The organism is Rathayibacter oskolensis, assembly GCF_900177245.1.
Lineage (GTDB): Bacteria > Actinomycetota > Actinomycetes > Actinomycetales > Microbacteriaceae > Rathayibacter > Rathayibacter oskolensis.
Map to the genome: position 1 here is coordinate 286,776 of NZ_FXBM01000002.1, position 26,540 is coordinate 313,315.

The window sequence follows — 26,540 nt, forward strand, 5'->3', positions numbered from 1 at the left end:
ATCAGTGACGCTCTCGCCGAACCGGACCGCTCAGTTCGCGGAACTGCTCGCGTCCTGCTCCGACGGCATCAGCCACCGCTTCGGCGGCGACCACGCCCTCGGCGGGCAGCGGCACACGAAGGTCGCCCTCGCGCTGTGGCTCGACCGCCTCGGCCGACTCGTCCCCGAGCTGCGCCTCAGCGTGACCGACATGTGGGTGAAGGGCTGGCCGTGGAGCACGGTCGTGTTCATCCGCTGGACCGGCGCCGCGACCTTCCCCGACGGCACCCCCTACCGCCAGCACGGCGTCCACATCGTCACCCTGCGCTGGGGCGAGGTCACCGCCATCGACGCCAACGAGGACTCCCAGGCCGTCGCCGAACTCCTGACCGCCCTCGCCGCCACAGGCATGGCCGAGGCCGCGGCGGACCCGATCACGAGCTGAGGGGCCGGCGAAGCGGCGCCTCCCACGACACGCTCACCCTCCCTGGGTGAGGCCGGTGATCAGGTTGATGGCGACGGCGACGACGAACGTGCCGAAGAAGTAGGACAGCAGGGCGTGGGCCAGGGCGATGCGGCGTGAAGGGGTGGAGGACTGGGTGATGTTGCCTGCGCTGTACGCCATCCCGATCGAGAACGCCGTGTAGGCGAAGTCGCTGTAGGACGGGTCCTCGTCCTGGTCGAAGTCGAAGCGGTGGCGGTCGTCGAGGTAGTACATGCGCGCGTATTTGAAGGCGTAGACGGTGTTGATGAGCGCCCAGGCCGCGACGACCCCGACGACCGCGAGGATCGCTGCCGCGGATCCGACGGGGTCCTTCTGCTGGCTGCGGAGGAGCGCGATGACCACGAGGACGAGGCTGAGGAAGGTGGCGGCGATGATGAGCGAGTCGACCAGCTTCCGGGACCGGTCCTCGTGACGGGCGAGGTCGCGGGTGCGCTCGGGGCCGGCCGGCCACGCCGTCGACCAGGCCCAGACGAGGAACACCGCCGCAGCGACCGCCCAGCCGAGCAGAGGCGACAGATCGGGGATGCCGAGGAACGCGGCGATCGCGGCGACGGCTGCGCCGACGAGGGCGGCGACACCGGCCTTGACGGACAGGTGAGACATGACGGTTCCCTTCTGAACGGTGGTTCGTCGTCCGGTCGCGCAGTGCAGTGATGCCCCGCGCGAAGCTCACCCCCGCCGGACTCGCGTGAGGGGGACGTAGAGGCCGGCGCGCTCGGCGCAAACGGCGGCGAGCGTGCGCGACGTAGCGTCCAGCTTGACCAGGATGTGCTCGAGGTGAGCGGCGACCGTGCGGGGAGCGACTCTCAGCGCCCGGGCGATCTCGAGATTGGAGCACCCCTCGATCACGTGGCCCAGCACCTCGAGCTCCCGCGGTGTCAGGCCCCGCAGGCGCGTCGCGGGGGAGAGCACGACGACTCCGCGGGTCACTGCGGCGAGGTCTCTCCCGCAGGCCAGCACCGTCACCCGCACGTAGCCGTCCGGCGACTGCCGGCGTCCGCGGGGCCACAGGAACGAGGCGTAGTTCTGGCCCTCGGCGAGGGCGTCCCTGGCGGCGTCGATCAGAGCCGAATCGGCGGCGAGGAGCTCGTCCTCGGACAGTCCCGGGAGGTGAGCGACCCCGTCGTCGGGAAGGAGGACCACGCCTGCGCCGGCTCCGCCGACGAGGACTGCCGACGCTGCAAGGGACCGGACCGGGTCGATGCCCGACGCGAGCTTCGGCACGAGTCGGGCGAGTCTTCGTCGGAGAGTCTGCGACGGCGGATCCGCGCTCTGGAACAGCACTGTCAGGAAGCCCACGTGCCGGCCCCCGTCCTCGAACAGGGCGACGGACAGGGTCTCCCGGAATCCCGCGGGGAGCAGGCACTCCGCCCAGGTCCGGAGGTCCCCCGACGAGAAGGGCACATCCGACACGCTGATGGGAGGCCGTTCGCGATCGGCACCGGTCATCTCGATGTCGTGCACCATCTGCGGACCGCTCAGATAGCGGATGCTCGACTCGTCGAGGTCGATGCTCGCAACCGAGCTGTAGCCGGCGGGACCCGGTGCGGCCAGCGCCATCCATGCGCCGTCGAAGGGGACGTGTCGGCGCAATTCGTCCAGCAGCGCCTGAGCCCGCTCGTGGACAGGACCTGGGCGCGCCGCGATGTCGGCGAACTGAAGCGCAGCGCTGCGTGTCATGGGAGTCGACCACCTCAGGACCATCGGCATGGCGTCGGAGAGGACGTCCGCGATCAGTCGCTCACTGGTCTATCACGATGGTCGGCTCCTGTCTGTCCTTCTCCGGAACACGGGATGGGCAGGTCTGCCTATGGCGATTCCGCGGGGTGCGGCGTGAGATCGACGTGTCGCTGTCCGCCGGGCGGCGGAGCATTCGAGAGCACATCCCGCACGGGAGGAACGACCATGAGAGCAGTCGTCTACGAGGGGCCGCGCACGGTCGCGGTGAGAGACGTCCCGGATGCGCGGATCGAGCGCTCCACCGACGTGCTGGTGCGCATCACGACCACGAACATCTGCGGATCCGACCTGCACATGTACGAGGGGCGCACCAGCTTCGAGACCGGGCGGTGGTTCGGACACGAGAACATGGGCGAGGTGATCGAGGTCGGCGACGGCGTCGACAAGATCGCGGTGGGGGACCACGTCGTCCTGCCGTTCAACGTGGCGTGCGGGCACTGCAAGAACTGCGAGCGAGGGCTCACCAACTACTGCCTCACCGCTCAGCCCGTCCCGGAGTGGGCCGGTGCGGCGTACGGATTCGCCGACATGGGACCGTGGGCCGGAGGCCAGGCCGAGCTCCTGCGGGTGCCGTGGGGCGACTTCAACTGCCTCCGTCTGGGTGAGGACGCGGAGGAGAAAGCGACCGACTACGTAATGCTCGCCGACATCTTCCCGACCGGCTATCACGCGACCGAGATGGCGGGAGTGAAGCCGGGGGATCAGACCGTCATCTACGGCGCCGGCCCCGTCGGCTTGATGGCCGCCCTGTCTGCCACCATCCGGGGTGCGAGCAGAGTCATGGTCGTGGATCGGCATCCGGATCGACTCCGACTGGCGGAATCGATCGGCGCCATCGCCATTGACGACTCGAAGGTCGACCCCGTGCAGGCTGTACTCGAGCACACGATGGGGCTCGGCGCCGACAACGGTTGCGAGTGCGTCGGCTATCAGGCGCACGACCCCGGCGGCGACGAGCAGCCGAACCTCACGCTGAACCGCCTGGTCCAGTCGGTGCGTTTCACCGGGCGGATCGGCACCGTCGGCGTCTTCGTGCCGCAGGACCCCGGTGGTCCCGACGAGCTCGCGAAGGAGGGGCGGATCGCCTTCGACATCGGCCTGCACTGGTTCAAAGGCCAGACCATGGGAACCGGGCAGGCGCCCGTCAAGAAGTACAACCGCCGGCTGCGCGACCTGATCGCCGCAGGCAAGGCGACGCCGTCCTTCATCGTGAGTCACCAGCTGCCGCTCGAGCAGGCACCGGACGCCTACGAGCACTTCGACAACCGGGACGACGGGTGGACCAAGGTCGTCCTCAAGCCGGGAAAGGCGGCGTGATCATGGCGGGCAGAGCGGCCGCGGCGGTCGGCATCGTCGGGGTCGCGGTGGGCCTCGTCGCCCGGTCCCTCGTGAAGAAGGAACGGGAGTCCGACGGGGACGGGGCCCACCCGGAAGGGTGGAAGGCGGTCACCGTCCTGGGCGAGGCCCGGGACTTCGAGAGCGGCGGGTATCCCGAGCCGCTGGCGCGTCTGGCGGAGTCGCTCGAGATCCGGATCGATCCGGCCCCCGGGGACAAGGGCTTCGAGGTGCACGCCCGATTCCGCGAGGGTGCCGATCCCCGGGTGGGCGACGACCCGGGCAAGGCGCTGCGCGAGGCTCTGCGCGACGCCAAGCAGATCTTCGAGACGGGCGAGGTCCTGCGGGCGACCCCGAGACCGCACGGAGAACGACCGCGCACCCTCCTCGGGGGCGCGGTCGACGAAGCAGAGGACGAGGCGAAAGGCGAGGGTGTGCTGTGAAGGCTCTGTGCTGGACCGGAGTGAACGAGCTCTCGGTCGAGACCGTCGAGGATCCCGGGATCCTCAATGCTCAGGACGCGATCGTCAAGGTGACCCTGAGCACGAGCTGCGGGTCCGATCTCCACCTCCTCGGCGGGTACGTCCCGACCATGCGAGCGGGCGACGTGCTCGGGCACGAGTTCATCGGTGAGATCGTCGAGGTCGGATCGGCCGTCACCAAGCACCGGGCCGGCGACCGTGTCGTCGTCTGCTCGTTCATCAGCTGCGGGAAGTGCTGGTACTGCCGCAACGAGCTCTACTCCCTGTGCGACAACGGCAACCCGAACGCGGGGATCCCCGAGATGCTCTGGGGCCAGGCGCCCGGCGGTTGCTACGGCTACTCCCACGCGCTGGGCGGGTGGGCCGGCAGCCACGCCGAGTACATCCGCGTGCCGTACGCCGACCAGGGCGCCTTCGCCGTTCCTGAGGGGATCAGCGACGAGCGGGCGCTCTTCGCCTCCGATGCCGCTCCGACAGGATGGATGGGAGCGGACCTCGGCGGCGTCCGGCCCGGAGACACCGTCGCGGTCTGGGGCGCCGGCGGTGTCGGGCAGATGGCGGCGCGCGCGTCGCTGCTGCTCGGTGCCGAGCGCGTCATCGTGATCGACCGCTTCCAGGAGCGGCTGACCCAGGTCGAGCAGGTCATCGGCGCGGAGACCATGAACTACGAGACCAGCGAGGTGACGGCCGAGCTCCGCGAGCTGACGGGCGGACGCGGCCCCGACGTGTGCATCGAGGCGGTCGGCATGGAGGCGCACCGCGACGGACCCGACTTCGCCTACGACCAGCTGAAGCAGCAGCTGCGGCTGCAGACGGACAGGCCCACCGCCGTCCGCGAGGCGATCTTCGCCGCACGCAAGGGCGGCAGCCTCTTCGTGCTGGGCGTCTTCGGCGGCTTCGTCGACAAGTTCCCCCTGGGGGCGGTGATGAACAAGGGCCTCACGCTCCGGTCCGCTCAGCAGCACGGGCACCGGTACATCCCGATGCTCCTCGAGAGGATGGCGCGAGACGAGATCGTCACCGAGCACCTCGCCACGCACGTCATGCCGCTCGAGGACGGCCCCGCCGGCTACGCCATGTTCAAGGAGAAGACCGACGGGTGCGTGCGGGCCGTCTTCCGACCCTGAGCGTCGAGGAACCGCCCCCCTCCACCCGGAGGAGCAGGGGCGATTCCGATGGCGACGCCGCGGAAGGCCGCGGTCGCCCTGCTCACGCCCGTGACCAGGGGTCAGCGTGCCTCGGGCGCCTCCAGAGCCCAGACCACGCCGAAGCGGTCGAGGAGCTGACCGGCGAGCGGTGACCACGCAGAGGGGCCGAGCGGCTGGCGGATCTCGGCTCCGAGTGAGCGCCTCCTGGTCGGTACTCTCGACGTAGGCGTAGAACGCGTTCGAGCCCTGGTCGTAGGGCTGGTGCGGGCCGCAGTGGGCACGATGGCACCGTCACCGGGCGGACGTGATCCAGGGCCGGCTACGCCGACCGAGCAAGGGAGACCGATGATGGCAACCCAGATGAGCAAGGGAGACCGATGATGGCAACCCAGGTGAGCAAGGCACTCCTCGTCCGTCTGGAGGCGCTGCCCGGCAAGGCGGACGACCTGCGGGCGTTCCTGAACCAGGGGCTAACGATCGTGGAAGGGGAGCCGAAGACGGTCCGGTGGTTCGCGCTGCAGTTCGGACCCACGTCGTTCGGCATCTTCGACGCGTTCCCCGACGACTCCGGGCGCCAGGCGCACCTGTCGGGCGAGGTCGGCCGAGCGCTCGGCGAGAATACCGGGGTCCTGTTCGGGGAGCCCACCGTCGAAGAGGTCGATGTCGTCGCCGAGAAGCAGCCCGCGTAGGCGCGGCAGGACGACGCTCATGGAGCACCGCCCCTTTGGCCGCCCTCCGTCGGAGGTCTCCGTGATCGGGCAGGGCACCTGGTACATCGACGAGGCCCACCGCTCGACCGCCGTGGCCGCGCTGCGTCACGGGATCGACAGCGGCATGACTCACATCGACACCGCCGAGATGTACGGCGACGCCGAGCCGGTGGTCGGTGCGGCGATCGCCGGACGGCGGGACGAGGTCTTCCTCGTCTCGAAGGTGCTCCCGAGCAACGCCTCGCGTGCCGGAGTGGTGGCGGCGTGCGAGCGCACGCTGACGCGGTTGGGCACCGACAGGCTGGACTGCTACCTCCTGCACTGGCGCGGCTCGCACCCCCTGGAGGAGACGTTCGCCGGCTTCGAGCAGCTGCGCGAGCAGGGCAAGATCCGGTCGTGGGGCGTGAGCAACTTCGATGTCGACGATCTGGAGGAGGCCTGGCGGTCGGGCGGGGAAGGGCACCTCGCCTGCAATCAGGTGCTGTACCACCTCGAGGAGCGCGCGATCGAGCACGCCGTGCTCCCGTGGTGCGAGCGGCAGGGCGTCGCCGTCGTCGCGTACAGTCCCTTCGGTCACGACCGCTTCCCCGATCCGCGGACGCCGGGGGGCCGCGTGCTGGAGCAGATCGCGGCGGAGCACGGTGCGAGCGTCCGGCAGGTCGCCCTGCGCTTCCTCGTGCGTCGGCCGGCCGTCTTCGCCATCCCCAAGGCCTCCACCGTCGCGCACGCCGCCGACAATGCAGGGGCGGGCGCGCTGAAGCTCAGCACCGCCGAACTCGACCGGATCGACGCCGCGTTCCCCCGCGGCCCGCGACCGCGCCGGCTGCCCATGCTGTGACGTCACCCTCTGCTCGACGCGCGCTACGAGCGGAGGGTGTCGGAGGGGTTCTCGGAGAACGCTGCGCGATAGATGGCGGCAAATCGGCTGAGGTGGATGAAGCCCCGCCGAGTGGCCACCTCGGTCACGCTGACAGCTCCCGCCGCGGTGACGAGCAGTTCCTCGCGGACCCGCTCGAGTCGCTGCCGACGCAGGTAGGCCATCGGTGTCGTGTCGAGAGTGCGGCGGAACGCCTCCTGAAGGCTGCGAACACTCGTCGATACGGCCGCCGCCAGTTCGGATACGGTCCACGGATGCTCAGGCCGGCTCCGCAGGAGCTCCACCGCCTGCGAGAGAGGGCGTGGGCCGGCCGTCGGTGCTGGTCGAGTCAGCTCCGACGAGTAGTTGTGCGGCATCCCGAAAGGGGCCGTGGGCCGTGCTACGGGCACCTGCGCCGAAGATGTAATCGGAGTAGGAGGGAGTCGCCGTGCGCCGCGTCGTGCTCCTTGTCCTCGGTGATGACGAATCCGAGCTTGTCGAGCACGTTGAGCGACGCCGTGTTCCACTCACGGACAGTGGACGCCAAGCTGTCGTAGCCGACTGCCGATACGAGGTCGATGACCACTCGCGATGCCTCGGTCGCGAACCCCCTACCCCAAGACTCCCGCAGGAACTCGAACGCCAGCTCCGGCTCCTCCGGGTGACCGACACTGTTCTCGACCAGCCCGCAGTACCCAACCGGCTCCGCCGTGCCTAGCTGCTCCACGACGAACAAGCCCGGTGCCGGTATCTGCTCGTATCCGCGAAGCCACATCTGCATCTCGGCGATAGTGGGGTGACCGTCGGCGGTGATACGACGCTGTGCGGGCACGCGCTCGTCGCGCTCCTCCCACAGTCGGCGGTGGAATGCGGCGTCGGCAACCTGCCACGGGCGCAGTCTCAGGCGCTCCGAACGCAACTCGACCGGTTCCGGATTCGCGTCCTGAATGTTCACGGGAGCAGTCTGCCGTGCCCGATAGCTCAGCCTGAGACCGTCCGTCAGCCGATCCAGTAACGGGCCCCCCGCTCCTACACCGCGCGGAGCAGGTACTTCGCGAAGATTCCGTCGTCGTCGTACTCGGCGCTCTCGATCGAGAAGCCGGCCTGAGTGAACATCGGTTCCAGGAGCCATGTGAAAGTCGAGTGCTCGTAGGTGACGTGCTCCTCGAGGTCGGCGCGCGTCCACCCGCCCTCTTCGTCGGAGTACCCGGTCGAGCACCAATGCTCGATGCGCTCGACAGCTGCGGAGACGGGGAAGTTGTAGGCCACATCCCAGACGCGCAGGATCCCGCCGGTCCGCAGCATGCGCCGCATCCGGTCGAGCGCGAGCGCCTTCCAGAAGTCGGGGAGGTGGTGCAGGGCGTAACGCGAGTACACGAGGTCAGCGCTCCCCGCCGGCCACTCGAAGGTGAGGTAGCCGCCCTCCGCGACCGTGACCGGCGCACCCGTCGCCGCGACCTTGCGGCGCAGCTCGCTCAGCATCAGGGGCGAAGGGTCGACGGCGACCACGTTCGACCAGTACCCGGCGGCGAGGAGCGCGAACTGTCCCGTTCCCGCACCCCCCAGCAGCCCGACTGGAACTGGGACCACCCGGGCGTGCGCGAGGACTTCGTGCGGACCCTGCGCTTCTGGGGTGACCGCGGCGTCGACGGCTTCCGAGTCGACGTCGCGATGTGCCTCGCCAAGGACCTCTCCGAGCCCTACGCCGGCTGGGACGAGGTGCGCGCGAACCTGCCCGCCCCCCTCGGGCTCGCGGGCCCGAGCGCCTTCGCGGACGGCGCGCACCCGTTCCTCGATCGCGACGAGCTGAGCGGGATCTACGCCTCCTGGCGGGAGGTCTTCGACAGCTACGACCCGCCGCTCTTCGCCGTCGGCGAGACCTGGGTCGAGAATCACCGCCGGATCAGGTACTCCAGTCCGAACTCGCTCGGTCAGGCCTTCAACTTCGAGTTCCTCTGGAACCCGTGGGAAGCCCAGTCGTTCGTCGACGTGGTTCGCGAGAACCTCGAGCTGGCGGCTGCAGCCGGCACCTCGAGCACCTGGGTGCTCTCGAATCACGACATCATCCGCCATCCAACCCGCTACGCCCCCAGCGCCGTGCCCCCCGCGCTGCGGACGACTGTCGCAATCCCCCTGGGGAAGGCCGAGCGGGCACAGGGCCTCCGGCGCGCGAGAGCGGCGACGATGCTCGCACTCGCGCTGCCGGGCAGCGCCTACGTCTACCAGGGCGAGGAGCTGGGGCTGCACGAGGTGGTCGACATTTCGGGCTCGGACGGTCAGGACCCTCAGGCCCGGACGGTCCAGGGATTCGTCGCGACCCGCGACGGCAGCCGCGTCCCCCTCCCGTGGTCGACGGAGAGGCCGTTCTACGGCTTCAGCACGTCCGCATCCCACCTACCGCAGCCGGCCTGGTTCGGCGAGGTCAGCGTGGCGGCGCAGACAGACGCCCCCGACTCGACGCTCTCGTTCTACCGTGCCGCACTGCACCTCCGGCGCCGTCTCCTCACGGAGGAGGCGATCGAGTGGCTCGAGACGAGCGACGTCGTCGCCTTCCGCAGGCAGAACGGCTGGGTCTCCGTCACCAACTTCGGAACCGCGCCCACAGCGCTGCCCGCCGGTGCCGTCGTCCTCACCAGCGAGCCACTGGTCGACGGTCTCCTGCCTCCCGATAGCGGGGCCTGGCTCATCCCGCTCGACTGACGGCGATCCACCGTGGCGCCCGGTAGCCGGTGCTCGACCGCTTCACCAGCCTCAGGGACGTCCGGCGCGGACGGGCGCGGGCATCGGTGTCCCGCATGACCCGCCCGCTGACGAGCCCGATGACGGGGCGGCTACCGGGTTGCGGGTGGGATGCCGACGAGGCCAGCGCCTGCGGAGGACTTGTCGGATGACATCCGAAGCGCGAATGCCCGACCCTCGGACGCCGGCAGCGGGCGCGACACCGACCCTGCCGCCGGCCCTGTGAGGACCGGTGACCAGGACTCGTCCAAGCCGTGTGCAGAGCGCGACTGAGCAGAAGAGCGGTGCGGGTGGGCCTGACGCCCCCCGCACCGCTCCTCCGGCTCGGCGGCGTCAGCCTTGGATGAACGCGAGGATGTCGGGGTTGATGACGTCGGCGTGGGTCGTCAGCATCCCGTGCGGGTAGCCCTCGTAGATCGTCAGGGTCGCGTCGCTGAGGAGTTCGGCCTGTTTCACGGCGGCGTCCCGGTAGGGCACGACCTGGTCGTCGTCGCCCTGCAGGACGAGGACGGGGACGGTGATGGCGCGCAGGTCCTCGGTCTGGTCGGTCTCCGAGAACGCCTTGATGCCCTCGTAGTGAGCGAGGGCGCTGCCCGTCATGCCCTGTCGCCACCAGTTGTCGATGATCGGCTCGGAGATCGTGGCGCCGGGGCGGTTGAAGCCGTAGAACGGGCCAGAGGCGACGGCTCGGAAGAACTCGGCGCGGTTCGCGGCCAGTGCTTCGCGGAACCCGTCGAAGACCGTGATGTCGGTGCCCTCGGGGTTGGCCTCCGTCTTCACCATCAGCGGCGGGACGGCGGAGACCAGGACCGCCTTCGCCACCCGGTCCTGCGGCTGCCCGTGCTGGGCGACGTATCGGGCGACCTGTCCGCCTCCAGTGGAGTGGCCGATGTGGACCGCGTTGCGCAGATCGAGGTACTCGACGACGGCGGACACGTCACTGGCGTAGTGGTCCATGTCGTGGCCGGTGCCGATCTGCGACGAGCGACCGTGGCCCCGCCGGTCGGTCGCGATCACGCGGAAGCCCTCGGCCAGGAAGTACAGCATCTGCGCATCCCAGTCGTCCGAGGACAGCGGCCAGCCGTGGTGGAACACGATGGGTTGCGCGTCGCGGCTCCCCCAGTCCTTGAAGTAGATCTCTGCACCGTCGTCTGTGGTCACGTATCCCATGGTCGCCCTCCTGAGGCTGTTCTTCGGTGGTGGTGCGATCGGCTCGAGGTCAGCCGAGTTCGGCGATGGCCTCGGTGATGAACGCGGCGACCTCGGCGGGGTGCGTCTGCATCACCAGATGAGGTCCGTCGATCTCGATCACCCTGCGGACCCCGGCGCGCTTGTAACCGAAGCGTTCGACGTCCGGGTTGATGGTGCGGTCGGCGCTGGAGACGATGCCCCAGGACGGCGTGGTCCTCCACGCGGCCACGGACGCTGATTCGCCGAAGGCGACTGCGGACAACGGACGCTGCGAGACCGCGAGGACCTTCGCCTTCTCGAGCTCGAGCCCGTCCGCGAACACGGCGGGGAAGGCATCGATCGCCACGGAGACGTCGGTTCCGGGCTCGGCGCCGTCGATCGGGTACGGCGCGTACACGAGGTTCGCCGCGAGGTCGCTGTCGGGGAACCCTCCCTGCAGGGCGCCGAGGCTCTCGCCCTCCTCGAGTGCGTAGGCCGCGACGAACACGAGGCCGACGACGTTCTCGGCGACGCCGGCGACGGTGAGGATCGCCCCGCCGTAGGAGTGCCCGGCGAGGAGGACCGGTCCGTCGATCTGCTCGACGAAGGACTTGATGTAGGCCGCATCCCCGGACAGGCTGCGGTTGAACACCGGCGGAACGAAGACCTGGTGGCCCTGGTCCAGGAGGAGCTTCGTGACGGGCGCCCAGCTGGCGGCGTCGGCGAACGCTCCGTGGACGAGGACGATGGTGGGGGAGTCGGGCATGGCGATGTCCTTCCTGAACCGCACCTGGTGGCGCGGGACTGTGCCGGTAGCGGAGGTGCGTGATTCCGCTCGTGACGGTACGGCCGCGCGCCGCGGCGGCGCATCGGTCGCGATGACCGAGATCCGGCGCCGAGTGACTTAGTCGTCCGCGGACGGATTCAGGGTGCCGTCGGTCGACAGGACCATCGGCAGCTGCTGCCGGCGCGAGATCCCGAGCTTCTGGAACGCCGCGTACAGGTGCGAACCCACCGTCCGAGGCGAGACGAAGAGGCGCTCACCGATGGCGCGGTTGCTCATACCTCGCGCCGCGAGTGTGCAGACACGAAGCTCCTGCGGGGTGAGCAGTTCGAGGCTTCGCCGCCCGGAGGCCGACGATCTCTCCCCAGCGGCCCGGAGTGCTTCTCGCACACGTTCCTCCCAGGCCGGCGCGGGCATCGCCTCGAAGAGATCGAGGGCGGCGTGCAGAACGGAGCGGGCAGCATCGCCCCGGCCTGTCCGGTGAAGACGTCGGCCCAGTCGGAGGAGCGCGCGAGCCTGGAAGTACGGGATCGGCCAGCGCTCGTGACGCACCGCCTCCCACGCCGACTCGAGTCGGTCGTCGGTCACGAGCGCGAGCCGGGCGTAGTCGACGGCCGCCCGAACCATGGGTGCGTGCCAGCGCGCGTGGAGCACTTCGAGGTCCGCCAGCCGTCGCTCGGCGTCTGTGCGCTTGCCGGACTCCAGCGCGGCGTCGACGAAGTCGTGGGAGGTCACGACGGCGAACCACGGGTGATAAGCATCGTCATCGGGGTCGAAGAGGCAGCGGAGGTACTCGAGGGCATCCGCCGCTCGGCCGGAGACGAGATGCGCGGCCCCGGCCGCCCCGAGGACTGTCGCTCGCATCGCGCTGGAGCGGAGGACTTGGCGGCCCGCCTCGCTCCCGCCCGCGATCCGCTCGATGTCCGGCGATTGACCGTCGAGGGCGTCGAACCAGGCGAGCGCGCATCGCGCCGCGGCAGAGAAGCCCGGGTCTCCCAGGTCGCGGCCGAGCATCACGGCCTGCTCTGCGAGGACACGGGCCGTCGTGACGTCGCCGGCGAGGTAGGTGGTCATGGAATCGCCCATGAGCGCCTGAGGAAACGTCCGTAGGTCCCCCCGCGCCCGCATGCTCGCGAGAGCCCGATCGAGCAGGACGCGGGCCGTGTCGATCTCGCCGACGAGGTTGAGCGCATACCCGAGGAGCCATGCCGATTCCTCGTCCAGGGCCGTCGGAGCCGAGGCGAGCGCATGTTCCAGCACGCTGTCGCCGCGAGCCACCGGCTCGGTCCGGGCCGCCAAGAGGATCGACCGCGGATCGTCGTCCGGGAGCGCGAGGGCCTCGATGACGACGAGCATCGGGTCGCCCGGGTTCGCCTCGGAGGTGTGATCCCACGCGATAGCGGCCAGATGCAGCAGAGCGGCCGCAGCGAGTTCTCTCCCGCCGGCCGCCTGCATCTCGGAGACGGCGTGCAGCGCCGGCTCGAGGTCGCCAGCAGCGAGCCGGTTCGTGCTGGTGGGCAGGGTCTCGGCGACCCACTTCGCGCGCGCCGCGAGCAGCCGATCAGGCGCCTCGTCGCGTGCCCGCTGCACCAGGAGCGACGCTTCCGAGATCCTCCCCGACAGGCCGGCGAGTTCCGCGGCGACGACACGCCGTTCGACTCGGCGGGCGACGTCCGATGTCAGTTCGGCCGCGCGCTCGTAGGCGCGGCTCGCGGCGAACGGGTCGGACATCGCCGCGCTGCCGTCGCCGAGCGCGGCGATCTCCTCTGCGAGCGGATCGTCGTGGCCGGTGGCCAGCTCGGCACGCCACCAGATCGTCCGCGCCGGATCGTGCTCGTGCTCGAGCACGAGCGACCGCAGAACTGCGGCCCGCTCGGTCGGCGACGCCGCTGTCAGCACCGCCGACTGGACGAGCGGATGGCGGAACCGGATGGCGCGCGGAGCGCCCCACTCGAGGAGTGAGGACGCTGACGCCTGCTCCGTCCATGTCGGCGCGGGGAACCGCCCGATGGTGCGCGCGGCCACGCGCGCCGCTTCCTCCGCGCTGGTGCCCTCGGACAGCGCGACGGCGAGCACGGCCAGCCTGATCGTCTGGTCCAGCTTCGCGTATCGATCGGCGAACTCCTGCTCGACCCTGCCCACGGTGGGTCGATCCCGCGTCCGGCCCGCTGATGCCGAGCGGCCGAGTTCGCGCAGCGCCAGCGGATTGCCCTCGGCTCGAAGCAAGAGGTCGCGTCGAGCCTGACCCCGGGGAGCCTCGGGAATCCCCTCGAGAAGTTCGTCGGCAGCCGCCTCGTCCAGCGGGGCGAGATGCAGGCGTCGAAGCCCCGTCTCCACCGCAGTGTCCGTGTCCCGTGTGGTCATGACCATGACGATCGGATCCTCGGCGACACGTCGCGCCATCATCCGCAGTGCCCACTCGGACGGCACGTCGATCCAGTGCAGGTCTTCGGCGACGACCAGGAGGGGATGCTCGGCGGCGGCATCGGAGAGCAGGGTCAGCGCCGCGAGTCCTGCGAGCAGCGGCGAGGGCTGGACACCAGTCTCGACCCCGAATGCGACGTCCAGCGCGTGTCGCTGCGGTGCAGGCAGCGACGCGATGCTGCCCCGCAGCGGGTACAGGAGCATGTGCAGCGCGGCGTACGGCTCCGTCGACTCGGCTATGGTGCCGATGGTCGTGAGGATCCGTGCGCCGCGGCCGGTCGCGTACTCGATGACGTCCGTGACCAGCGACGACTTGCCGATCCCCGCTTCTCCGTCGATCACGAACGCGGAACCGCCGTTGTCGACGTCGCGGATGGCGTCTCGGAGGGCCTCTGTCTCCCGCTCGCGTCCGACGACGGGCTTGGCCACCGTCATGCGGCAAGTATGTCAGCGACGCTCGTTCTCGCCAGTGCGTAGCTGGTCCCCGGCCGTACCGTGGCTCCCCGATCGGCACATCCGCGTTCGAATGATTCTCGTCCTGTGAACCGCAGCGATAAGCGGCGGCTTTTCTGTCGCCCCGGTCACCCGTGAGCCGATCGCCCGACGGGCACTGAGAACCCTCTGGGCGGGGATCCCGGATCCCCGCCGAGGCCGAGGCGCGGTGACGCCTCAGCCTTGGTCCCGCGAGAAGACTGCGCTGGCATTGCTCTCAGGGGGGCGTTGCGAGTCACTGCCAGACGGGCATGTTCTCTGCGGTGTATCGGGCTCCGAAGCCGCCGGTGGGCAGGATCCGAGTGAGTTGCTCGAGCTGGGCCGATGTCAGGATGAGGTCGGCGGCGGCGGCGTTCTCCGCCACGCGCTGGGGATCGCGGCTGCCGGGGATGGGGACGATGTGATCGTCCTGTGCGAGGAGCCAGGCCAGGGCGAGCTGACCGACGGTCGCGCCGAGGGACGTGGCCAGGTGCTGCAGTTGTTCGGTGGCGGCGAGGTTCTTCTCGAAGTTGCCGGGCTGCCAGCGCGGGTCTGTGTTGCGCATGTCGTTCTCGTCGTACTGGCCCGCAGGCTTCGCGGTGCCGGTGAGGAATCCCCGCCCGAGTGGTGAGTAGGGGACGAGGCCGATCCCGAGGTCGTGGAGCAGGGGGAACAGTTGCTCGACGTCTCGTTCGAACAGGGAGTACTCGGTCTGGAGGACGGAGACGGGGAGAACGGCGTGCGCGCGCCGGATGGTGTCGGCTCCGGCTTCGCTGAGGCCGAAGTACTTCACGTGCCCGGCGTCGATGAGTTCCTTGACGGTGCCGGCGACGTCCTCGATCGGCACGGTCGGGTCGAAGCGGTGCTGGTAGAGCACGTCGATGCGGTCGGTGCCGAGGAAGCGCAGGCTGTTCTCGACGACCTCTCGGATGTGGTCGGGTCGACTGTCGAAGCCGTAATCAGGGGTGAAACCGAACTTGGTGGCGATCACGACCTCGTCGCGGAACGGTGCGACCGCCTTGCCGAGGATCTCCTCGTTCTGGCCCCACCCGTAGAGCTCGGCGGTGTCGAAGTGGGTGATCCCTGCATCGAAGGCGGCCGTGATGGCTGCAGCGCCAGGGGCGTCACTCGCCCCGTAGGCCATGGAGATGCCCATCGAGCCGTAGCCGATGGCGGAGGTGGTGAGGCCCTGCGTTCCGAGTGTGCGTGTCTGCATGGTGATGTCCTCTGGGTCAGTGGAAGGTGACGTGCATGAGGGGGCTACCGGAGGTCCAGTCCCCGACGGGCTCGACCGGCTGTGACAGGTAGCCGCGGTGCAGCGGCTGATTCAGGTCGTCGACGATGGCACTGAAGATGTGCTGTCGCTCGTCGGAGTCGAGTACCGGCTCCGCCGTCGCCGCGAGGTCGGCTCGGGCGCCGTTCTTGAGATGGAAGGTGAACTCGGGATGGGCGAGGAGGTTGGCGTACCAGCTGCGCCTGGCGGGCTGCGTGGTGAGGTAGATCTCGCCGTCGACACGGTAGAACCAGATCTCGATGCGCCTGACGCGACCGGTGCGGGCTCCCGTCGTCGAGATGTCCACAGTCCGCGCGGAGGCCGACGACGCCGGGGTGATCGCCAGGGCGCGCCGTGTTGCTCGGTCCATCGATGCTCCTAAGTAAGTGGTCTCTTACTTGGAGACTAGCGTATGTAAGAAGACGTTTCACTAGGCTGGGTGGATGAAGCGAGACGCCGAGGCGACCAGGGAGCGGATTCTGGCAGCCGCTTCGATCGAGTTCGCCGAGCGCGGGCTCGCCGGCGCTCGTATCGACCGGATCGCTGCGGGCGCCGCATCCAATGTCCGTCTCATCTACGCCCACTTCGTCAGCAAGGAGAACCTCTTCGCCCTGACGCTCGACCGCGAGTTGACAGCGATGGCAACGGCCGTCCCGGTCGATGTCGACGACCTGCCCGGCTGGGTCGGGCGGTTGTTCGACTACCACCACGCGCGCCCCTCCGGGGTGCGGATCAGCCTGTGGCGGGAGCTCGAGCGACCCGATCTCGGACCGGACGATGCTCGCGTCTATGCCGAGAAGGTCGAGTCGATGCTGCCGGTCTTCGGTGATCGAGCGGCTGCGATCGACGTGCTCGTGCTCCTTTACGGCATGGCGCAGGCCTGGTTCTTCACCCCTGTCGGACTACGAGGAGTGGACGGAAGCGACCCGCTGGGCGACGACCGCATCCTCAACCATCGACGCACCCTGATCGCAGCCGCCAGCGCCCTCACCGAGAATCGCCAGCGTGTGCAGAGTCACCCGCCGGTGCAGCATGACAGTCGAATGGTCTCGCAGAACACAGCTCGCTGACGCGACTTCGACGCGATGAACGCCCAGCGCCTGCGGAAGACTTGCCGGATGACATCCGAAGCGCGAATGCCCGACCCTCGGACGCCGGCAGCGGGCGCGACACCGACCCTGCCGCCGGCCCTGGTCGACGCGCTCGTGCAGCGCCTCGCCTCCTCGCCGCCGACCGCGCCGTCGACGACGTTCGCCCTCTTCGACCGCGAGGGGGTCCTCCTCCACCACAGCATCGGCGAGCACGGCACCGACGGGCGCCCGCCCGCGCTCGGGACGGTCTACCGGATCGCGTCGATGTCGAAGAGCGTCGAGGCGGCGGCGGTGCTGGTGCTGCGCGACCGCGGGCTTCTCGACCTCGACGACCTCGTGTCGGCGCACGTGCCGGAGTTCGCCGATCCGGTCGACGACGGCTCCGTCGTGCCGGTCACGCTGCGGATGCTCCTGACCAACTGCTCGGGGCTTCCGGAGGACAACGGCTGGGCCGACCACGTCATGGGGATGACGCGCGACGAGTTCCTCGCCGTCGTCGCGCGGGGCCTGGCCTTCACCGAGCGGCCGGGAGGCGTGTACCAGTACTCGAACATCGGCTTCTGGCTGCTCGGGGTCGTCGTCGAGAACCTCACGGGGCAGACGTTCGCCGAGTTCGCGACCTGCGCGCTCCTCGAGCCGCTCGGGCTCGACGACACGCGCTACGCAGTGTCCGACTACGACGACGACGACGACGTCGCGCGCGGGTTCAGCACCTACGACGAGGGGGCGACCTGGGTCGAGCGGCCCGTCGTCGCCTCGGGAGCGGGCGCCTGCGCGGCGAGCCTGTTCAGCACGGTCACCGACATCGCCCGCTGGAGCGCCTGGCTCTCGAGCGCGTTCGACCCCGCGGAGTCGGGGGACGCGGTGCTCAGCCGGGCCTCCCGGCGCGAGATGCAGCGGGGCGCCACGATCATGCCGTCGATCACCGATCGGAGCGCGGAGGGCAGGGCCGAGGGCACCGCCTACGGGATGGGCCTCGTCCTCGAGCAGGACGTGCGGTTCGGCGCGATCGCGCAGCACTCGGGCGGTCTGCCCGGCTGGTCGTCGAACATGCGCTGGCACCTCGCGTCGGGGATCGGGGTCGTCGTGTTCGCCAACGCCGACGGTGCGAAGCTCGGCCCCACGGCCGCCGCGCTGCTGCGCGCCGCACTGGAGGAGTTCGAGCCTCCCGCCCGCGAGATCGTGCTGCTGCCGTCGACGGTCGAGGCGGCACGGGCGATCGAGGCTGCGATCGCCTCGGGCGACCTGACGGACGCCTCGGCGCTCTTCAGTCCGAACCTGCTCAGCGACGTCCCGGCCGAGGTGCGCGCCCGCCGCCTCGCCGCCGCGATCGCCGAGGTGGGCGGTCTCGCGGACGAACCCCGCCCGCTCGCCGACCGGCTGCTCTGGAGCGCCTCCGCCGCCCAGCTCTCGTTCGCCGTGCCGGGCCGCGAGGGCGAGCTGGAGTGCCGGTTCGAGATGACGCCGACAACGCCGGCCCTCGTGCAGCGCCTCGTCATCGTGAAGCGCGAGCCGACGACTCCGCTCTCACCCGTGACGAGGAGCTACCGGCCGCGCCTGCCGTGATGCCGCCCTCATTCCCTCCACTCGAGCTCGACGTGCACGGGCTCGCGGCCGACGCGCAGGCGTGACCCCTCCGCGGCGACGCCGCCGATCCGGAGGGAGGCTCCGCGCGGACCGCGCACCAGGGTCCCCTCCACGGGTGCGAGCCACTCGGCGCCCGGCACGCGCCGCACGGTCAGCGAGGCGCGTCCCGGCGCCCACTCCAGCCGATCGACGATCAGACCGCCGCGCGCCCGCAGCCCCATGACGGAGCCGCTCGCCCACGCCGAGGGCAGCGCCGGCAGCACCGTCAGGGAGTCGCCCGTCGAGCCGAGCAGCATGGCCGCGACCAGTCCCGGCAGACCGCCGCTCGCGTCGAGGTTGAAGATGCGCCCGGCGTCGTGCCGGGTCGTCAGCGTCGGGCTCCAGTGCTCCACGGCGAGCCACTCGGCGCAGGTCAGTGCCGCCTCCGCGTCGCCGAGGGCCGCCGCCGCCGTGCCGACCTGGACCAGGCCGAACGCCATCTCCATGCGTCCCGGGGGAGCGGTGGGCGCCTCCGCCCGCCAGGCGATCTTGTCTGCGACGGTCCGGGCCGCCGCCGCGCGCAGTCGCGCCGCGCCGTCGCCCTCGAACGCGGGGTCGAGCTCGTACCAGAGCGGGTAGAGCTGGGAGGCGTGACGGTGCGCGATCTGCTCGGGCCACTGGGGGTCGAGCCACTCGGCGAGGGTGCCGTCGTCGGCCACCCGGTAGGGCGGCAGATCGCGCACGACCTCGGCCCAGCGAACATCGAGCGAGTCGTCGCCGCGCGCCCGGCCGAGCAGCGCCGTCGCCCGCGCGGCATCGCGGAGGATCGCCACGTCGATCGTCGCGTCGGTCGCGATCGGGACCCGCGCGCCTCCGGGAGTGTTCTCGGGGGAGTAGGACGGGATGAGGCGGCGGACACCGTCGACCACGGTCGTCGCGGTCTCGGCGAAGCGCAGCACCCCCTCCGTCAGCTCCCACAGCCGGTCGTCGACGAGGGAGCGGTCGCCCGTGGCCGACACGGCGTCGGCGGCGATCCGCAGCGCCCAGCCGCCGCAACCCGTCCAGAACAGGTGCGGGTAGGCCTCGCCGAAGTGGTCCGCCCGGCCGTGCGTCGACATCCTCGACGGCAGGAGCATCCCCTCGGCGCCGAAGACGAGGCGCGCGTTGTCGCGGTAGTCGTCGAGGTGCGCGAGCAGCAGCTCGAGGAGGGAGAGGGCGAGCTCGGGCGTGCCCGTCGCGATCATCCCGGCCATCGCGCCGTTCTGCACGTTGCCGTTGAGCGTGTAGTCGGCCGACCAGGCGGGCCGCCAGGTGCCCTGCCAGACGCCCTGGAGGGTCGGCGGCAGCTCGCCCGTCGACGCGATGATGTTCGCGCGCCCGCTGAGGTAGGCGATCTCGACGACGCGGCGTCGCGCGGCGTCGTCGCCCTCGCGGGCCCGTGCCCAGAGGTCCTCGGTGAGCGACGCCGAGGAGGCGCCGTGCAGGTCGAGGGCCGAGGCTCCCACGAGCTCGCCGTGCGCCGCCAGCTGCGTCCTCCGCAGCTCGTCCCACGACGCGGCGCCCGCGGGCTCTCCGATCGCGTCGGGAGCGAGCGCGATCCTCAGGCGGGCCAGTCCCGGCGCACCGGGGCCGCTGGTCACGCTCGAGCGGGTGACGCCTCCGACGACCTGCCAGGCGGCTCCGGAGTCGGCGGCGACGCTCGCGCGGACGGCGTCACGCCCCTCGCCCGCGTCGGCGATCAGGAGGCCGCGGTCGCCGCCCTCGACCCGCGCGGTGACCGCGGCCGAGGCGTCGGGCACGCCGGTGTCGAACGAGGTGGCGTCGCCGGCGCCCAGGCCGAGCTCGATCGTGGTCGTGGTCTCGCGGTCGGACTCGAGCGCGAACCACGCGGACTCCCCGCCCCGCGGAGCGAGCAGGCGGAGCGCGTGACGCCCGCCCTCGAGGTCGGTCCACTCGACGGCGGCCTCGCCCGCGAGCGGGTCGATCAGGCGTCGGGTCTCGGTGACGCCTCCGGGAGTGCGGATCGTGAGGGTGGCGCAGAGGCCCAGCGGATCGGTCCAGATCAGGCCCTCGCCGTAGCCGCTCGCGCGGGCGCCGTCGGCGAGCGCGGCGCTCGCGGCGTCGGCGTCGCCTGCGAGGAGCGCGCGGTGCAGATCGTCGCGGACGGGCGAGAGATCGGGGGCATCGGGGCGCGCGTTCACCGGGAGGAACCATCGCTCGTGCGCCAGCGAGACGGTGATCGCGTCGGACGGGCCGTGCGCGACGGCTCCGATCCGACCGCTGCCGACGATCAGTCCCTCCTCCCAGGTCGGGGCGTCGGTCGCAGTGACGAAGACGGAGGCGGTCATGAGGCGGTGCGCGACGGTGCGCAGGTGGTCGAACGGATGGGTCGTTCCTTCCGGTGACGGCCTCCTGCCGAGCAGGGGGTCCTGATATGTTGCGTTGAACTTCAAATCATCCTCCCTGCGGCTCGCGGGCGCGCGGGGAATCGGCGACGAGAGTAAGGAACCGCAATGACGCGACCGATCACGCTGTTCACGGGCCAGTGGGCCGACCTCCCCTTCGAGGAGGTGGCGCGCCTCGCAGGAGAGTGGGGCTACGACGGCCTCGAGATCGCCTGCTGGGGCGACCACATCGACGTCGCCCGCTGGGACGACGCGGAGTACGTGCAGAGCCGGAAGGACATCCTCGCCCGCAACGGGCTCCAGGTCTTCGCCATCTCGAACCACCTCACCGGGCAGGCCGTCTGCGACGACCCGATCGACGCCCGGCACCGCGACATCCTCAGCGACCGCGTCTGGGGCGACGGCGATCCGGAGGGCGTGCGGCAGCGCGCCGCGCAGGACCTCAAGGACACCGCGCGCTTCGCCGCCGCCCTCGGGGTGACGCAGGTCAACGGCTTCTCGGGCTCCTCGATCTGGAAGGGCGTCGCGATGTTCCCGCCCGCCTCCGACGAGTGGATCGCCGCCGGCTACCAGGACTTCGCCGACCGCTTCGGCCCGATCCTCGACGTCTTCGAGGAGGTGGGCGTCCGCTTCGCCCTCGAGGTGCACCCGAGCGAGATCGCCTACGACTACTGGACCGCGAAGCGCACGCTCGAGGCGATCGGGCACCGCGCGTCGTTCGGCTTCAACTTCGACCCCTCGCACTTCGTCTGGCAGCAGCTCGACAGCGTCGCGTTCATCCTCGACTTCGCCGACCACATCTTCCACGTGCACGTGAAGGAGTCGGTCACGAACCTCGACGGACGCAACGGCGTGCTCGGCTCGCACCTGCCGTGGGCGAACCCGCGCCGCGGCTGGACCTTCGTCTCGACCGGGCACGGCGCGGTGCCGTGGGAGCCGGTGTTCCGCGCGCTCAACGCGATCGGCTACTCCGGCCCGACGAGCGTCGAGTGGGAGGACGCGGGCATGGACCGCCTGAGCGGTGCACCCGAGGCGCTCGCCTTCGTGCGCAAGCTCAACGCGATCACGCCCCCGGCCGACGCCTTCGACGCCGCCTTCTCGACCTCGCGCTGACGGGAGCCGCACAAGTAAGGCTGAAAGCCCGGAACCGCCGAGGAATCGGAGGAATCGGGCTCTCAGCCTTACTTGTGCGGACCGGAGGACCTACAGGCCCTGGGCGAGGCGGTAGTAGGCCGCGTTCGAGCGGATGTCGGCCTCGAAGCCGCGCAGCGTGGTCGACTCGTCGATGACGAGCAGCTCGACGCCGGCGATGCGGGCGAAGTCCTCCCACGCCTCCAGACCGATCTGGGTCGTCATCACCGTGTGGTGCGCGGCGCCGGCCGTGATCCACGCGGCGGCGCTCGTGCCGAAGTCGGGGGCGGGCTGCCAGACGGCGCGGCCGACGGGCAGGTGCGGCAGCGTCTGCGGCGGCACGACCGTCGTCACCTTGTTGGCGACCAGGCGGAAGCGCTCGCGCACGTCGCTCAGCGCGACCACGACCGCGTCACCGGCGTCAGCGGTGAAGACCAGGCGCACCGGGTCCTCGCGGCCGCCGATGCCCAGCGGGTGGATCTCGAGCGACGCGCGCGTCGACGACAGCGCGGGCGACACCTCCAGCATGTGGGCGCCGAGGATCAGCTCCTCGCCGGGCGTCATGTCGTAGGTGTAGTCCTCCATGAGGCTCGTGCCGCCGGGGAGCCCGGCTCCCATGACGGCGGCGATGCGGATGAGGACGGCCGTCTTCCAGTCGCCCTCGCCTCCGAAGCCGTAGCCGTCGGCCATCAGGCGCTGCACCGCGAGGCCGGGCAGCTGGCGCAGCCCGCCCAGGTCCTCGAAGCTGTCGGTGAACGCCTCGAAGCCGCCCTCCTCGAGGAACGAGCGCAGGCCGATCTCGATCGCGGCGCCGTAGCGCAGCGACTCGTGGCGCTCGCCGCCGGGGAGCAGCTCGGGCACGACGTCGTAGCTCTCGACGTACTCGGCGACGAGGGCGTCGATCTGCTCGGAGGACGCCGCGTCGACGCGCTCGACGAGCTCGTTCACGCCCCAGGTGTTGACGCTGACGCCGAGACGGATCTCGGCCTCGGTCTTGTCGCCCTCGGTGACGGCGACGTTGCGCATGTTGTCGCCGAAGCGGGCGACCTTCATGCCCTGCGATGCCGACCAGCCGGCGGCCGCACGCGACCAGATGCCGATCTTCCCGGTGACGCGGGGGTCGCTCGCGTGACCGACGACGGTCTTCCGCGGGACGCTCATCCGGCTGAGGATGTAGCCGTGCTCGCGGTCGCCGTGCGCGGCCTGGTTGAGGTTCATGAAGTCGAAGTCGATGTCCTGCCACGGCAGGGCGACGTTCGCCTGGGTGTGGAAGTGCAGCAGCGGCTTCGCGAGCGCGTCGAAGCCGTGGATCCACATCTTCGAGGGGCTGAAGGTGTGCATCCAGGTGATGACGCCCACGACGGAGTCGTCGGAGTTGGCCTCGATCATGGTGCGGCGGATCGCACCGGAGCTCTTCAGCACCGGCTTCCACTCGATCGTCACGGGGATGGACGACGACTCGTTCAGCTGCGCGACGACGGCCTGCGACTGCTGGGCGACCTGGCGGAGCGTGTCCTCGCCGTAGAGGTCCTGGCTGCCGGTGAGGAACCAGACGGTGCGGGTGGTGAGGTCGGGAATGATGCTCGTCATGCGAGGGCTCCGGTCGGGTTCTGTCCGTAGACGTTCTGGTAGCGGTCGAACAGGGCGTCGATCGACTCCTGCGGGATGGGGACGACCTCGCCGCCCTGGCGCGCGAGGTGCACGGTGCGGGCGACGTCCTCGGCCATGACGGCCGCCTTCACGGCGTCCTTCGCGTCCTTGCCGATGGTGAAGACTCCGTGGTTCTGCATCAGGACCGCGCGCGAGCGGTGGCCGGTCAGCGTCGCGACGATGCCGCGGCCGATGGAGTCGTCGCCGATGATCGCGAACGGGCCGATGGGGATCTCGCCGCCGAACTCGTCGGCCATCGCGGTGATGACGCAGGGGATCGCCTCGGCGCGCGCCGCCCAGGCGGTCGCATAGGTGGAGTGCGTGTGCACGACTCCGCCGACCTCGGGCATCTGGCGGTACACGTAGGCGTGCGCCGCGGTGTCGCTCGAGGGGCCGCGCTCGCTCCCGAGGCTGCCCGGCACGACGACTCCGTCGAGGTCGCAGAGGATCATGTTCTCGGGGGCGAGGTCGTCGTAGGAGACGCCGCTCGGCTTGATCACGAACAGGTCGGCGCCGGGCACGCGGCCCGAGATGTTGCCGCCCGTCCAGATGACGAGGCCGTAGCGGACCAGCTCGGCGTGGAGGCGGGCGACGTCCTCGCGGACGCGCGTGATCGCCTCCTCGATGTCGGGGCCGAAGCCCGTGCTCTCGGAACTCATGCGGTGTCTCCTTGCGTGGTGAGGGTGTCGACGGCGGTGCGCTCGACGGCGAGGCCGGCGCGGTAGCGCTCGAGGTAGGCGGTGAATCCGGCGACGTCGTCGCGGTCGGGCGCGACGGTCTCGAACTCGCCGTCTCCGAAGACCTGGTCGGTCAGGTAGGCGTCGAGCGCGACTCCGTCGGTCAGGCGGTAGGCGGCGAGCACCGCCATGCCCCACGGTCCGCCCTCGGAGGCGGTCGCGGCGACCGAGACGGGCGCGTCGAGCGCACCGGCCAGGAAGCGCTGAGCGACCCCGGCCGTGCGGAACATGCCACCGTGCGCGAACATCTCGTCGATGACGACGCCCTCGCCCGCGAGCACGCGCATGCCGAGCGCGAGGGTGCCGAACACCCCGTAGAGCTGGGCGCGCATGAAGTTGGCGAGGGTGAGGCGGGAGTCGGGGGTGCGCACGACGAGCGGGCGGCCCTCGTCGAGCCCGGCGATCGGCTCGCCCGCGAGGTGGTTGTAGGCGAGGAGCCCGCCGGCGTCGGCCTCGCCCGCGAGCGCCTCCGCGAAGAGGGTGCCGTAGACGGCGTCGCTGTCGGAGGGGGCGCCCTGCGCCTGGGCGAAGCGCGAGAACAGGCCCACCCAGGTCGCGAGCTCGCTGGCCCCGTTGTTGCAGTGCACCATCGCGACGAGGTCGCCGGCCGGAGTCGCGACCAGGTCGAGCTCGTGGTGGACGCTCTCGAGCGGGCGCTCCAGCACGACCATCGCGAAGATGCTCGTTCCGGCGCTGACGTTGCCGGTGCGCGGGGCGACGGAGTTGGTGGCGACCATGCCGGTGCCGGCGTCGCCCTCGGGCGGGCAGAACGGGACTCCGGGCTCGAGCGCGCCGGTCGGGTCGAGCAGCAGCGCGCCCTCGGCTGTGAGCTCGCCGGCGGCGGCGCCGGCGGGGAGGACGGTCGGCAGCAGGTCGCGCAGCGGCGGCAGGGCGCCGGCGACCTTCGCGTCGTAGCGCTCGAGCACGGTCTCGTCGTAGTCGCGGGTCGCGGGGTCGGTCGGGACCATGCCCGACGCGTCGCCGACTCCGAGGACCTTCTCGCCCGTCAGCCTCCAGTGCACGTAGCCGGCGAGGGTGGTGAGGAAGTCGATCCTCTCGACGTGCGGCTCGGAGTCGAGCACCGCCTGGTGGAGGTGCGCGAGCGACCAGCGCAGCGGGATGTTCGCGCCGAACAGCTCGGTCAGCTCGGCCGACGCGGGTCCGGTGCTGGTGTTGCGCCAGGTGCGGAACGGCACCAGCAGCTCGCCGGCGGCGTCGAACGCGAGGTAGCCGTGCATCATCGCCGAGACGCCGAGGGCGCCGACCGAGGTGAGGGTCGCGCCGTGGCGCTCGTGCGCATCGGCGACGAGGTCGGCGTAGGCGGCCTGCAGGCCCTCGTGGACGGCGTCGAGGGAGTAGGTCCAGCGCCGGTCGACGAACTGGTTCTCCCACTCGTGGCTGCCGACCGCGAGCACGATCGAGGGATCGGCGGCATCGACGAGGCACGCCTTGATCCGGGTGGAGCCGAGCTCGATGCCGAGGGCGGTCGCGCCGCTCGTGATCGCCTCGGCCGGGGTGGGCCGTCGCTGGTCCATGGTGCTCCTCGCTCGGGCGATGTGACCGTTCACAAAGCCCCGGGTCAGCCTAGGCGAAGTGCCTCGGGGTCGGCAATGAGTGGGGAGGGGTGCGCGCATCCCGGAAGCGCGCACAAGACCAGGCCCTGTCAACACCTCCTCGCCTGAGGATGCGTTCAGGTACCGTCGTCGACGAGGGGCACCGCACCGGTCGGCCTCGTCGTCCCGCAGACGTCTGCACGTCCCCCGCGTCAGACGCCGTGACACCGGCCAGGACACCGACGACCAGGACCGACGCCCCCCCTGCGGCCGCTCCGGACGAGTGCTCCGACCGCCGCCCGCGCCCCGCCCCGCCCCGCCCGCCGAAGGACCCCGTGAAGAGAACCCCGCCCATCCGGCCGACCGTCGCCCGCGCCCCCGTGACGCCGGAGCGGTCATGACCGCGGTCGGCAGCGACGACGCCCGCCCTCTGTCGCGCACCGACGCACGCGACGTGGTCTTCGACGCGTGCCGTATCGGCGATGCGACCCTCGACGCGCACATCGACGACCTGTGGGCGGCCAAGGCCGACCCCGATCTGACGCGGGGACTTCTCGCCCGCCTCCGGCTCGACGTCGAGGCTGCGCGCGCGCTCCTCGAGGCCGCGGCCGAACCGGAGTGGTGGTCGGCCGTCACCGCCGGCCGACTCGATGACGCCTGCAGAGCCGCGCGGATCTGGGCCGAGGGCGACCCGACCTGCGCGGAGCTCGAGCGGCTCTTCGCCTCCCGTCTCAGAGACGTCTTCGGGATCGACATCGCCGGGATCCCGCGCCGCCACCGCTCCCTCTGAG

25 protein-coding genes are annotated in these 26,540 nt (G+C 70.7%); 11 read left to right on the forward strand and 14 right to left on the reverse strand.

All coding sequences use genetic code 11. The features are described 5' to 3' along the window. The first annotated feature begins 4 nt into the window (after positions 1-4). Positions 5-424 carry a nuclear transport factor 2 family protein gene (locus B9Y99_RS10480; RefSeq protein ID WP_085476560.1) on the forward strand — a complete coding sequence of 140 codons (420 nt, stop codon included), beginning with the start codon at positions 5-7 and terminating at the stop codon, positions 422-424. 33 nt (positions 425-457) lie between these two features. Here B9Y99_RS10480 and B9Y99_RS10485 read toward each other — a convergent pair whose 3' ends face one another. Both B9Y99_RS10485 and B9Y99_RS10490 read right to left on the reverse strand, forming a co-directional pair. After that, entirely contained in the window at positions 458-1,087 is a 630-nt protein-coding gene (locus tag B9Y99_RS10485; protein ID WP_085476561.1) for a DUF1345 domain-containing protein, read from the reverse strand. A 66-nt stretch (positions 1,088-1,153) separates the two neighbouring features. After that, on the reverse strand, positions 1,154-2,164 hold the full coding sequence (locus B9Y99_RS10490; RefSeq protein ID WP_085476562.1) for a helix-turn-helix transcriptional regulator: 1,011 nt from the start codon (positions 2,162-2,164) through the stop codon (positions 1,154-1,156). Between the two features lie 225 nt (positions 2,165-2,389). Here B9Y99_RS10490 and B9Y99_RS10495 point away from each other — a divergent pair, with 225 nt between their 5' ends. The 5 genes from B9Y99_RS10495 (at position 2,390) to B9Y99_RS10520 (ending at position 6,737) form a co-directional block, all read left to right on the forward strand. Further along, positions 2,390-3,541 carry a glutathione-independent formaldehyde dehydrogenase gene (locus tag B9Y99_RS10495; protein WP_085476563.1) on the forward strand — a complete coding sequence of 384 codons (1,152 nt, stop codon included), beginning with the start codon at positions 2,390-2,392 and terminating at the stop codon, positions 3,539-3,541. Positions 3,542-3,543: 2 nt separating this feature from the next. Then, the gene (locus B9Y99_RS10500) at positions 3,544-4,002 is read left to right on the forward strand and encodes a hypothetical protein (protein WP_129588000.1); all 459 of its coding nucleotides are present in this window, start codon (positions 3,544-3,546) and stop codon (positions 4,000-4,002) included. After that, on the forward strand, positions 3,999-5,168 hold the full coding sequence (locus B9Y99_RS10505) for a zinc-dependent alcohol dehydrogenase (RefSeq protein ID WP_085476565.1): 1,170 nt from the start codon (positions 3,999-4,001) through the stop codon (positions 5,166-5,168). The genes B9Y99_RS10500 and B9Y99_RS10505 overlap by 4 nt, the downstream gene beginning before the upstream one ends. Positions 5,169-5,569: 401 nt before the next feature. Beyond that, positions 5,570-5,878: a putative quinol monooxygenase gene (locus tag B9Y99_RS10515; protein ID WP_056040462.1), complete on the forward strand. Its 309-nt coding sequence runs from the start codon at positions 5,570-5,572 to the stop codon at positions 5,876-5,878. A 61-nt stretch (positions 5,879-5,939) separates the two neighbouring features. After that, positions 5,940-6,737, forward strand: a complete 798-nt coding sequence (locus B9Y99_RS10520) for an aldo/keto reductase (RefSeq protein WP_244274873.1) — start codon at positions 5,940-5,942, stop codon at positions 6,735-6,737. Between the two features lie 23 nt (positions 6,738-6,760). Here the strand turns inward: B9Y99_RS10520 and B9Y99_RS10525 are convergent, their stop codons facing one another. The 3 genes from B9Y99_RS10525 to B9Y99_RS19035 all read right to left on the reverse strand — a co-directional run bounded on the left by B9Y99_RS10525 (position 6,761) and on the right by B9Y99_RS19035 (position 8,345). Further along, positions 6,761-7,132 (reverse strand): helix-turn-helix domain-containing protein, encoded by a 372-nt coding sequence (locus B9Y99_RS10525; RefSeq protein WP_085476567.1) that lies wholly within the window; start codon positions 7,130-7,132, stop codon positions 6,761-6,763. Between the two features lie 23 nt (positions 7,133-7,155). After that, positions 7,156-7,710, reverse strand: coding sequence for a GNAT family N-acetyltransferase (locus B9Y99_RS10530; protein ID WP_244274874.1), 555 nt, complete (start codon positions 7,708-7,710; stop codon positions 7,156-7,158). A 74-nt stretch (positions 7,711-7,784) separates the two neighbouring features. Continuing rightward, entirely contained in the window at positions 7,785-8,345 is a 561-nt protein-coding gene (locus B9Y99_RS19035; RefSeq protein ID WP_208856935.1) for a class I SAM-dependent methyltransferase, read from the reverse strand. A gap of 6 nt (positions 8,346-8,351) precedes the next feature. On the opposite strand from B9Y99_RS19035, the gene B9Y99_RS19040 reads away from it, so the two are divergent. Further along, positions 8,352-9,455: an alpha-amylase family glycosyl hydrolase gene (locus tag B9Y99_RS19040; protein ID WP_208856936.1), complete on the forward strand. Its 1,104-nt coding sequence runs from the start codon at positions 8,352-8,354 to the stop codon at positions 9,453-9,455. A gap of 372 nt (positions 9,456-9,827) precedes the next feature. Here the strand turns inward: B9Y99_RS19040 and B9Y99_RS10545 are convergent, their stop codons facing one another. The 5 genes from B9Y99_RS10545 to B9Y99_RS10565 form a co-directional block, all read right to left on the reverse strand. Then, on the reverse strand, positions 9,828-10,664 hold the full coding sequence (locus B9Y99_RS10545) for an alpha/beta fold hydrolase (protein WP_085476571.1): 837 nt from the start codon (positions 10,662-10,664) through the stop codon (positions 9,828-9,830). A 49-nt stretch (positions 10,665-10,713) separates the two neighbouring features. Then, entirely contained in the window at positions 10,714-11,430 is a 717-nt protein-coding gene (locus B9Y99_RS10550) for an alpha/beta fold hydrolase (protein WP_085476572.1), read from the reverse strand. Between the two features lie 138 nt (positions 11,431-11,568). Beyond that, entirely contained in the window at positions 11,569-14,307 is a 2,739-nt protein-coding gene (locus B9Y99_RS10555; protein ID WP_085476573.1) for a helix-turn-helix transcriptional regulator, read from the reverse strand. Positions 14,308-14,599: 292 nt separating this feature from the next. After that, positions 14,600-15,559: an aldo/keto reductase gene (locus B9Y99_RS10560; RefSeq protein ID WP_085476574.1), complete on the reverse strand. Its 960-nt coding sequence runs from the start codon at positions 15,557-15,559 to the stop codon at positions 14,600-14,602. Between the two features lie 16 nt (positions 15,560-15,575). Next, positions 15,576-15,986: a nitroreductase/quinone reductase family protein gene (locus tag B9Y99_RS10565; protein ID WP_085476575.1), complete on the reverse strand. Its 411-nt coding sequence runs from the start codon at positions 15,984-15,986 to the stop codon at positions 15,576-15,578. Positions 15,987-16,059: 73 nt separating this feature from the next. On the opposite strand from B9Y99_RS10565, the gene B9Y99_RS10570 reads away from it, so the two are divergent. Together B9Y99_RS10570 and B9Y99_RS10575 are read left to right on the forward strand one after the other, a co-directional pair. After that, on the forward strand, positions 16,060-16,686 hold the full coding sequence (locus B9Y99_RS10570) for a TetR/AcrR family transcriptional regulator (protein WP_085476576.1): 627 nt from the start codon (positions 16,060-16,062) through the stop codon (positions 16,684-16,686). A gap of 48 nt (positions 16,687-16,734) precedes the next feature. Continuing rightward, a complete protein-coding gene (locus B9Y99_RS10575) occupies positions 16,735-18,273 on the forward strand; it encodes a serine hydrolase domain-containing protein (protein WP_165759595.1) in 1,539 nt (512 codons plus the stop codon). An 8-nt stretch (positions 18,274-18,281) separates the two neighbouring features. Here the strand turns inward: B9Y99_RS10575 and B9Y99_RS10580 are convergent, their stop codons facing one another. Further along, the gene (locus tag B9Y99_RS10580) at positions 18,282-20,726 is read right to left on the reverse strand and encodes a glycosyl hydrolase family 95 catalytic domain-containing protein (RefSeq protein ID WP_129588001.1); all 2,445 of its coding nucleotides are present in this window, start codon (positions 20,724-20,726) and stop codon (positions 18,282-18,284) included. A gap of 60 nt (positions 20,727-20,786) precedes the next feature. Here B9Y99_RS10580 and B9Y99_RS10585 point away from each other — a divergent pair, with 60 nt between their 5' ends. Next, positions 20,787-21,791: a sugar phosphate isomerase/epimerase family protein gene (locus B9Y99_RS10585; RefSeq protein WP_085476579.1), complete on the forward strand. Its 1,005-nt coding sequence runs from the start codon at positions 20,787-20,789 to the stop codon at positions 21,789-21,791. 90 nt (positions 21,792-21,881) lie between these two features. On the opposite strand, the gene araA is transcribed toward B9Y99_RS10585, so the two are convergent. From araA to B9Y99_RS10600, 3 genes are read right to left on the reverse strand one after another with little or no spacing between them, the layout of a single operon-like run. Beyond that, positions 21,882-23,399: an L-arabinose isomerase gene (gene araA, locus B9Y99_RS10590; RefSeq protein ID WP_085476580.1), complete on the reverse strand. Its 1,518-nt coding sequence runs from the start codon at positions 23,397-23,399 to the stop codon at positions 21,882-21,884. Beyond that, positions 23,396-24,118, reverse strand: a complete 723-nt coding sequence (locus tag B9Y99_RS10595; protein WP_085476581.1) for an L-ribulose-5-phosphate 4-epimerase — start codon at positions 24,116-24,118, stop codon at positions 23,396-23,398. The genes araA and B9Y99_RS10595 overlap by 4 nt, the downstream gene beginning before the upstream one ends. Then, entirely contained in the window at positions 24,115-25,731 is a 1,617-nt protein-coding gene (locus B9Y99_RS10600; protein WP_085476582.1) for a xylulokinase, read from the reverse strand. The genes B9Y99_RS10595 and B9Y99_RS10600 overlap by 4 nt, the downstream gene beginning before the upstream one ends. A gap of 415 nt (positions 25,732-26,146) precedes the next feature. On the opposite strand from B9Y99_RS10600, the gene B9Y99_RS10605 reads away from it, so the two are divergent. Further along, complete coding sequence (locus B9Y99_RS10605; protein WP_085476583.1) at positions 26,147-26,539, forward strand: hypothetical protein; 393 nt, start codon at positions 26,147-26,149, stop codon at positions 26,537-26,539. Position 26,540 lies beyond the last annotated feature (1 nt).

Bases quoted from the DNA above. Each gene is read 5' to 3' on its own strand.
- B9Y99_RS10555 (WP_085476573.1), bottom strand. From the start codon at position 14,307: ATGACGGTGGCCAAGCCCGTCGTCGGACGCGAGCGGGAGACAGAGGCC.
- B9Y99_RS10565 (WP_085476575.1), bottom strand. From the start codon at position 15,986: ATGGACCGAGCAACACGGCGCGCCCTGGCGATCACCCCGGCGTCGTCG.
- B9Y99_RS10525 (WP_085476567.1), bottom strand. From the start codon at position 7,132: ATGCCGCACAACTACTCGTCGGAGCTGACTCGACCAGCACCGACGGCC.
- B9Y99_RS10595 (WP_085476581.1), bottom strand. From the start codon at position 24,118: ATGAGTTCCGAGAGCACGGGCTTCGGCCCCGACATCGAGGAGGCGATC.
- B9Y99_RS10495 (WP_085476563.1), top strand. From the start codon at position 2,390: ATGAGAGCAGTCGTCTACGAGGGGCCGCGCACGGTCGCGGTGAGAGAC.
- B9Y99_RS10605 (WP_085476583.1), top strand. From the start codon at position 26,147: ATGACCGCGGTCGGCAGCGACGACGCCCGCCCTCTGTCGCGCACCGAC.
- araA (WP_085476580.1), bottom strand. From the start codon at position 23,399: ATGACGAGCATCATTCCCGACCTCACCACCCGCACCGTCTGGTTCCTC.
- B9Y99_RS10485 (WP_085476561.1), bottom strand. From the start codon at position 1,087: ATGTCTCACCTGTCCGTCAAGGCCGGTGTCGCCGCCCTCGTCGGCGCA.
- B9Y99_RS10550 (WP_085476572.1), bottom strand. From the start codon at position 11,430: ATGCCCGACTCCCCCACCATCGTCCTCGTCCACGGAGCGTTCGCCGAC.
- B9Y99_RS10560 (WP_085476574.1), bottom strand. From the start codon at position 15,559: ATGCAGACACGCACACTCGGAACGCAGGGCCTCACCACCTCCGCCATC.
- B9Y99_RS10575 (WP_165759595.1), top strand. From the start codon at position 16,735: ATGACATCCGAAGCGCGAATGCCCGACCCTCGGACGCCGGCAGCGGGC.
- B9Y99_RS10585 (WP_085476579.1), top strand. From the start codon at position 20,787: ATGACGCGACCGATCACGCTGTTCACGGGCCAGTGGGCCGACCTCCCC.
- B9Y99_RS10545 (WP_085476571.1), bottom strand. From the start codon at position 10,664: ATGGGATACGTGACCACAGACGACGGTGCAGAGATCTACTTCAAGGAC.
- B9Y99_RS10600 (WP_085476582.1), bottom strand. From the start codon at position 25,731: ATGGACCAGCGACGGCCCACCCCGGCCGAGGCGATCACGAGCGGCGCG.
- B9Y99_RS10500 (WP_129588000.1), top strand. From the start codon at position 3,544: ATGGCGGGCAGAGCGGCCGCGGCGGTCGGCATCGTCGGGGTCGCGGTG.
- B9Y99_RS10490 (WP_085476562.1), bottom strand. From the start codon at position 2,164: ATGACACGCAGCGCTGCGCTTCAGTTCGCCGACATCGCGGCGCGCCCA.
- B9Y99_RS10570 (WP_085476576.1), top strand. From the start codon at position 16,060: ATGAAGCGAGACGCCGAGGCGACCAGGGAGCGGATTCTGGCAGCCGCT.
- B9Y99_RS10515 (WP_056040462.1), top strand. From the start codon at position 5,570: ATGGCAACCCAGGTGAGCAAGGCACTCCTCGTCCGTCTGGAGGCGCTG.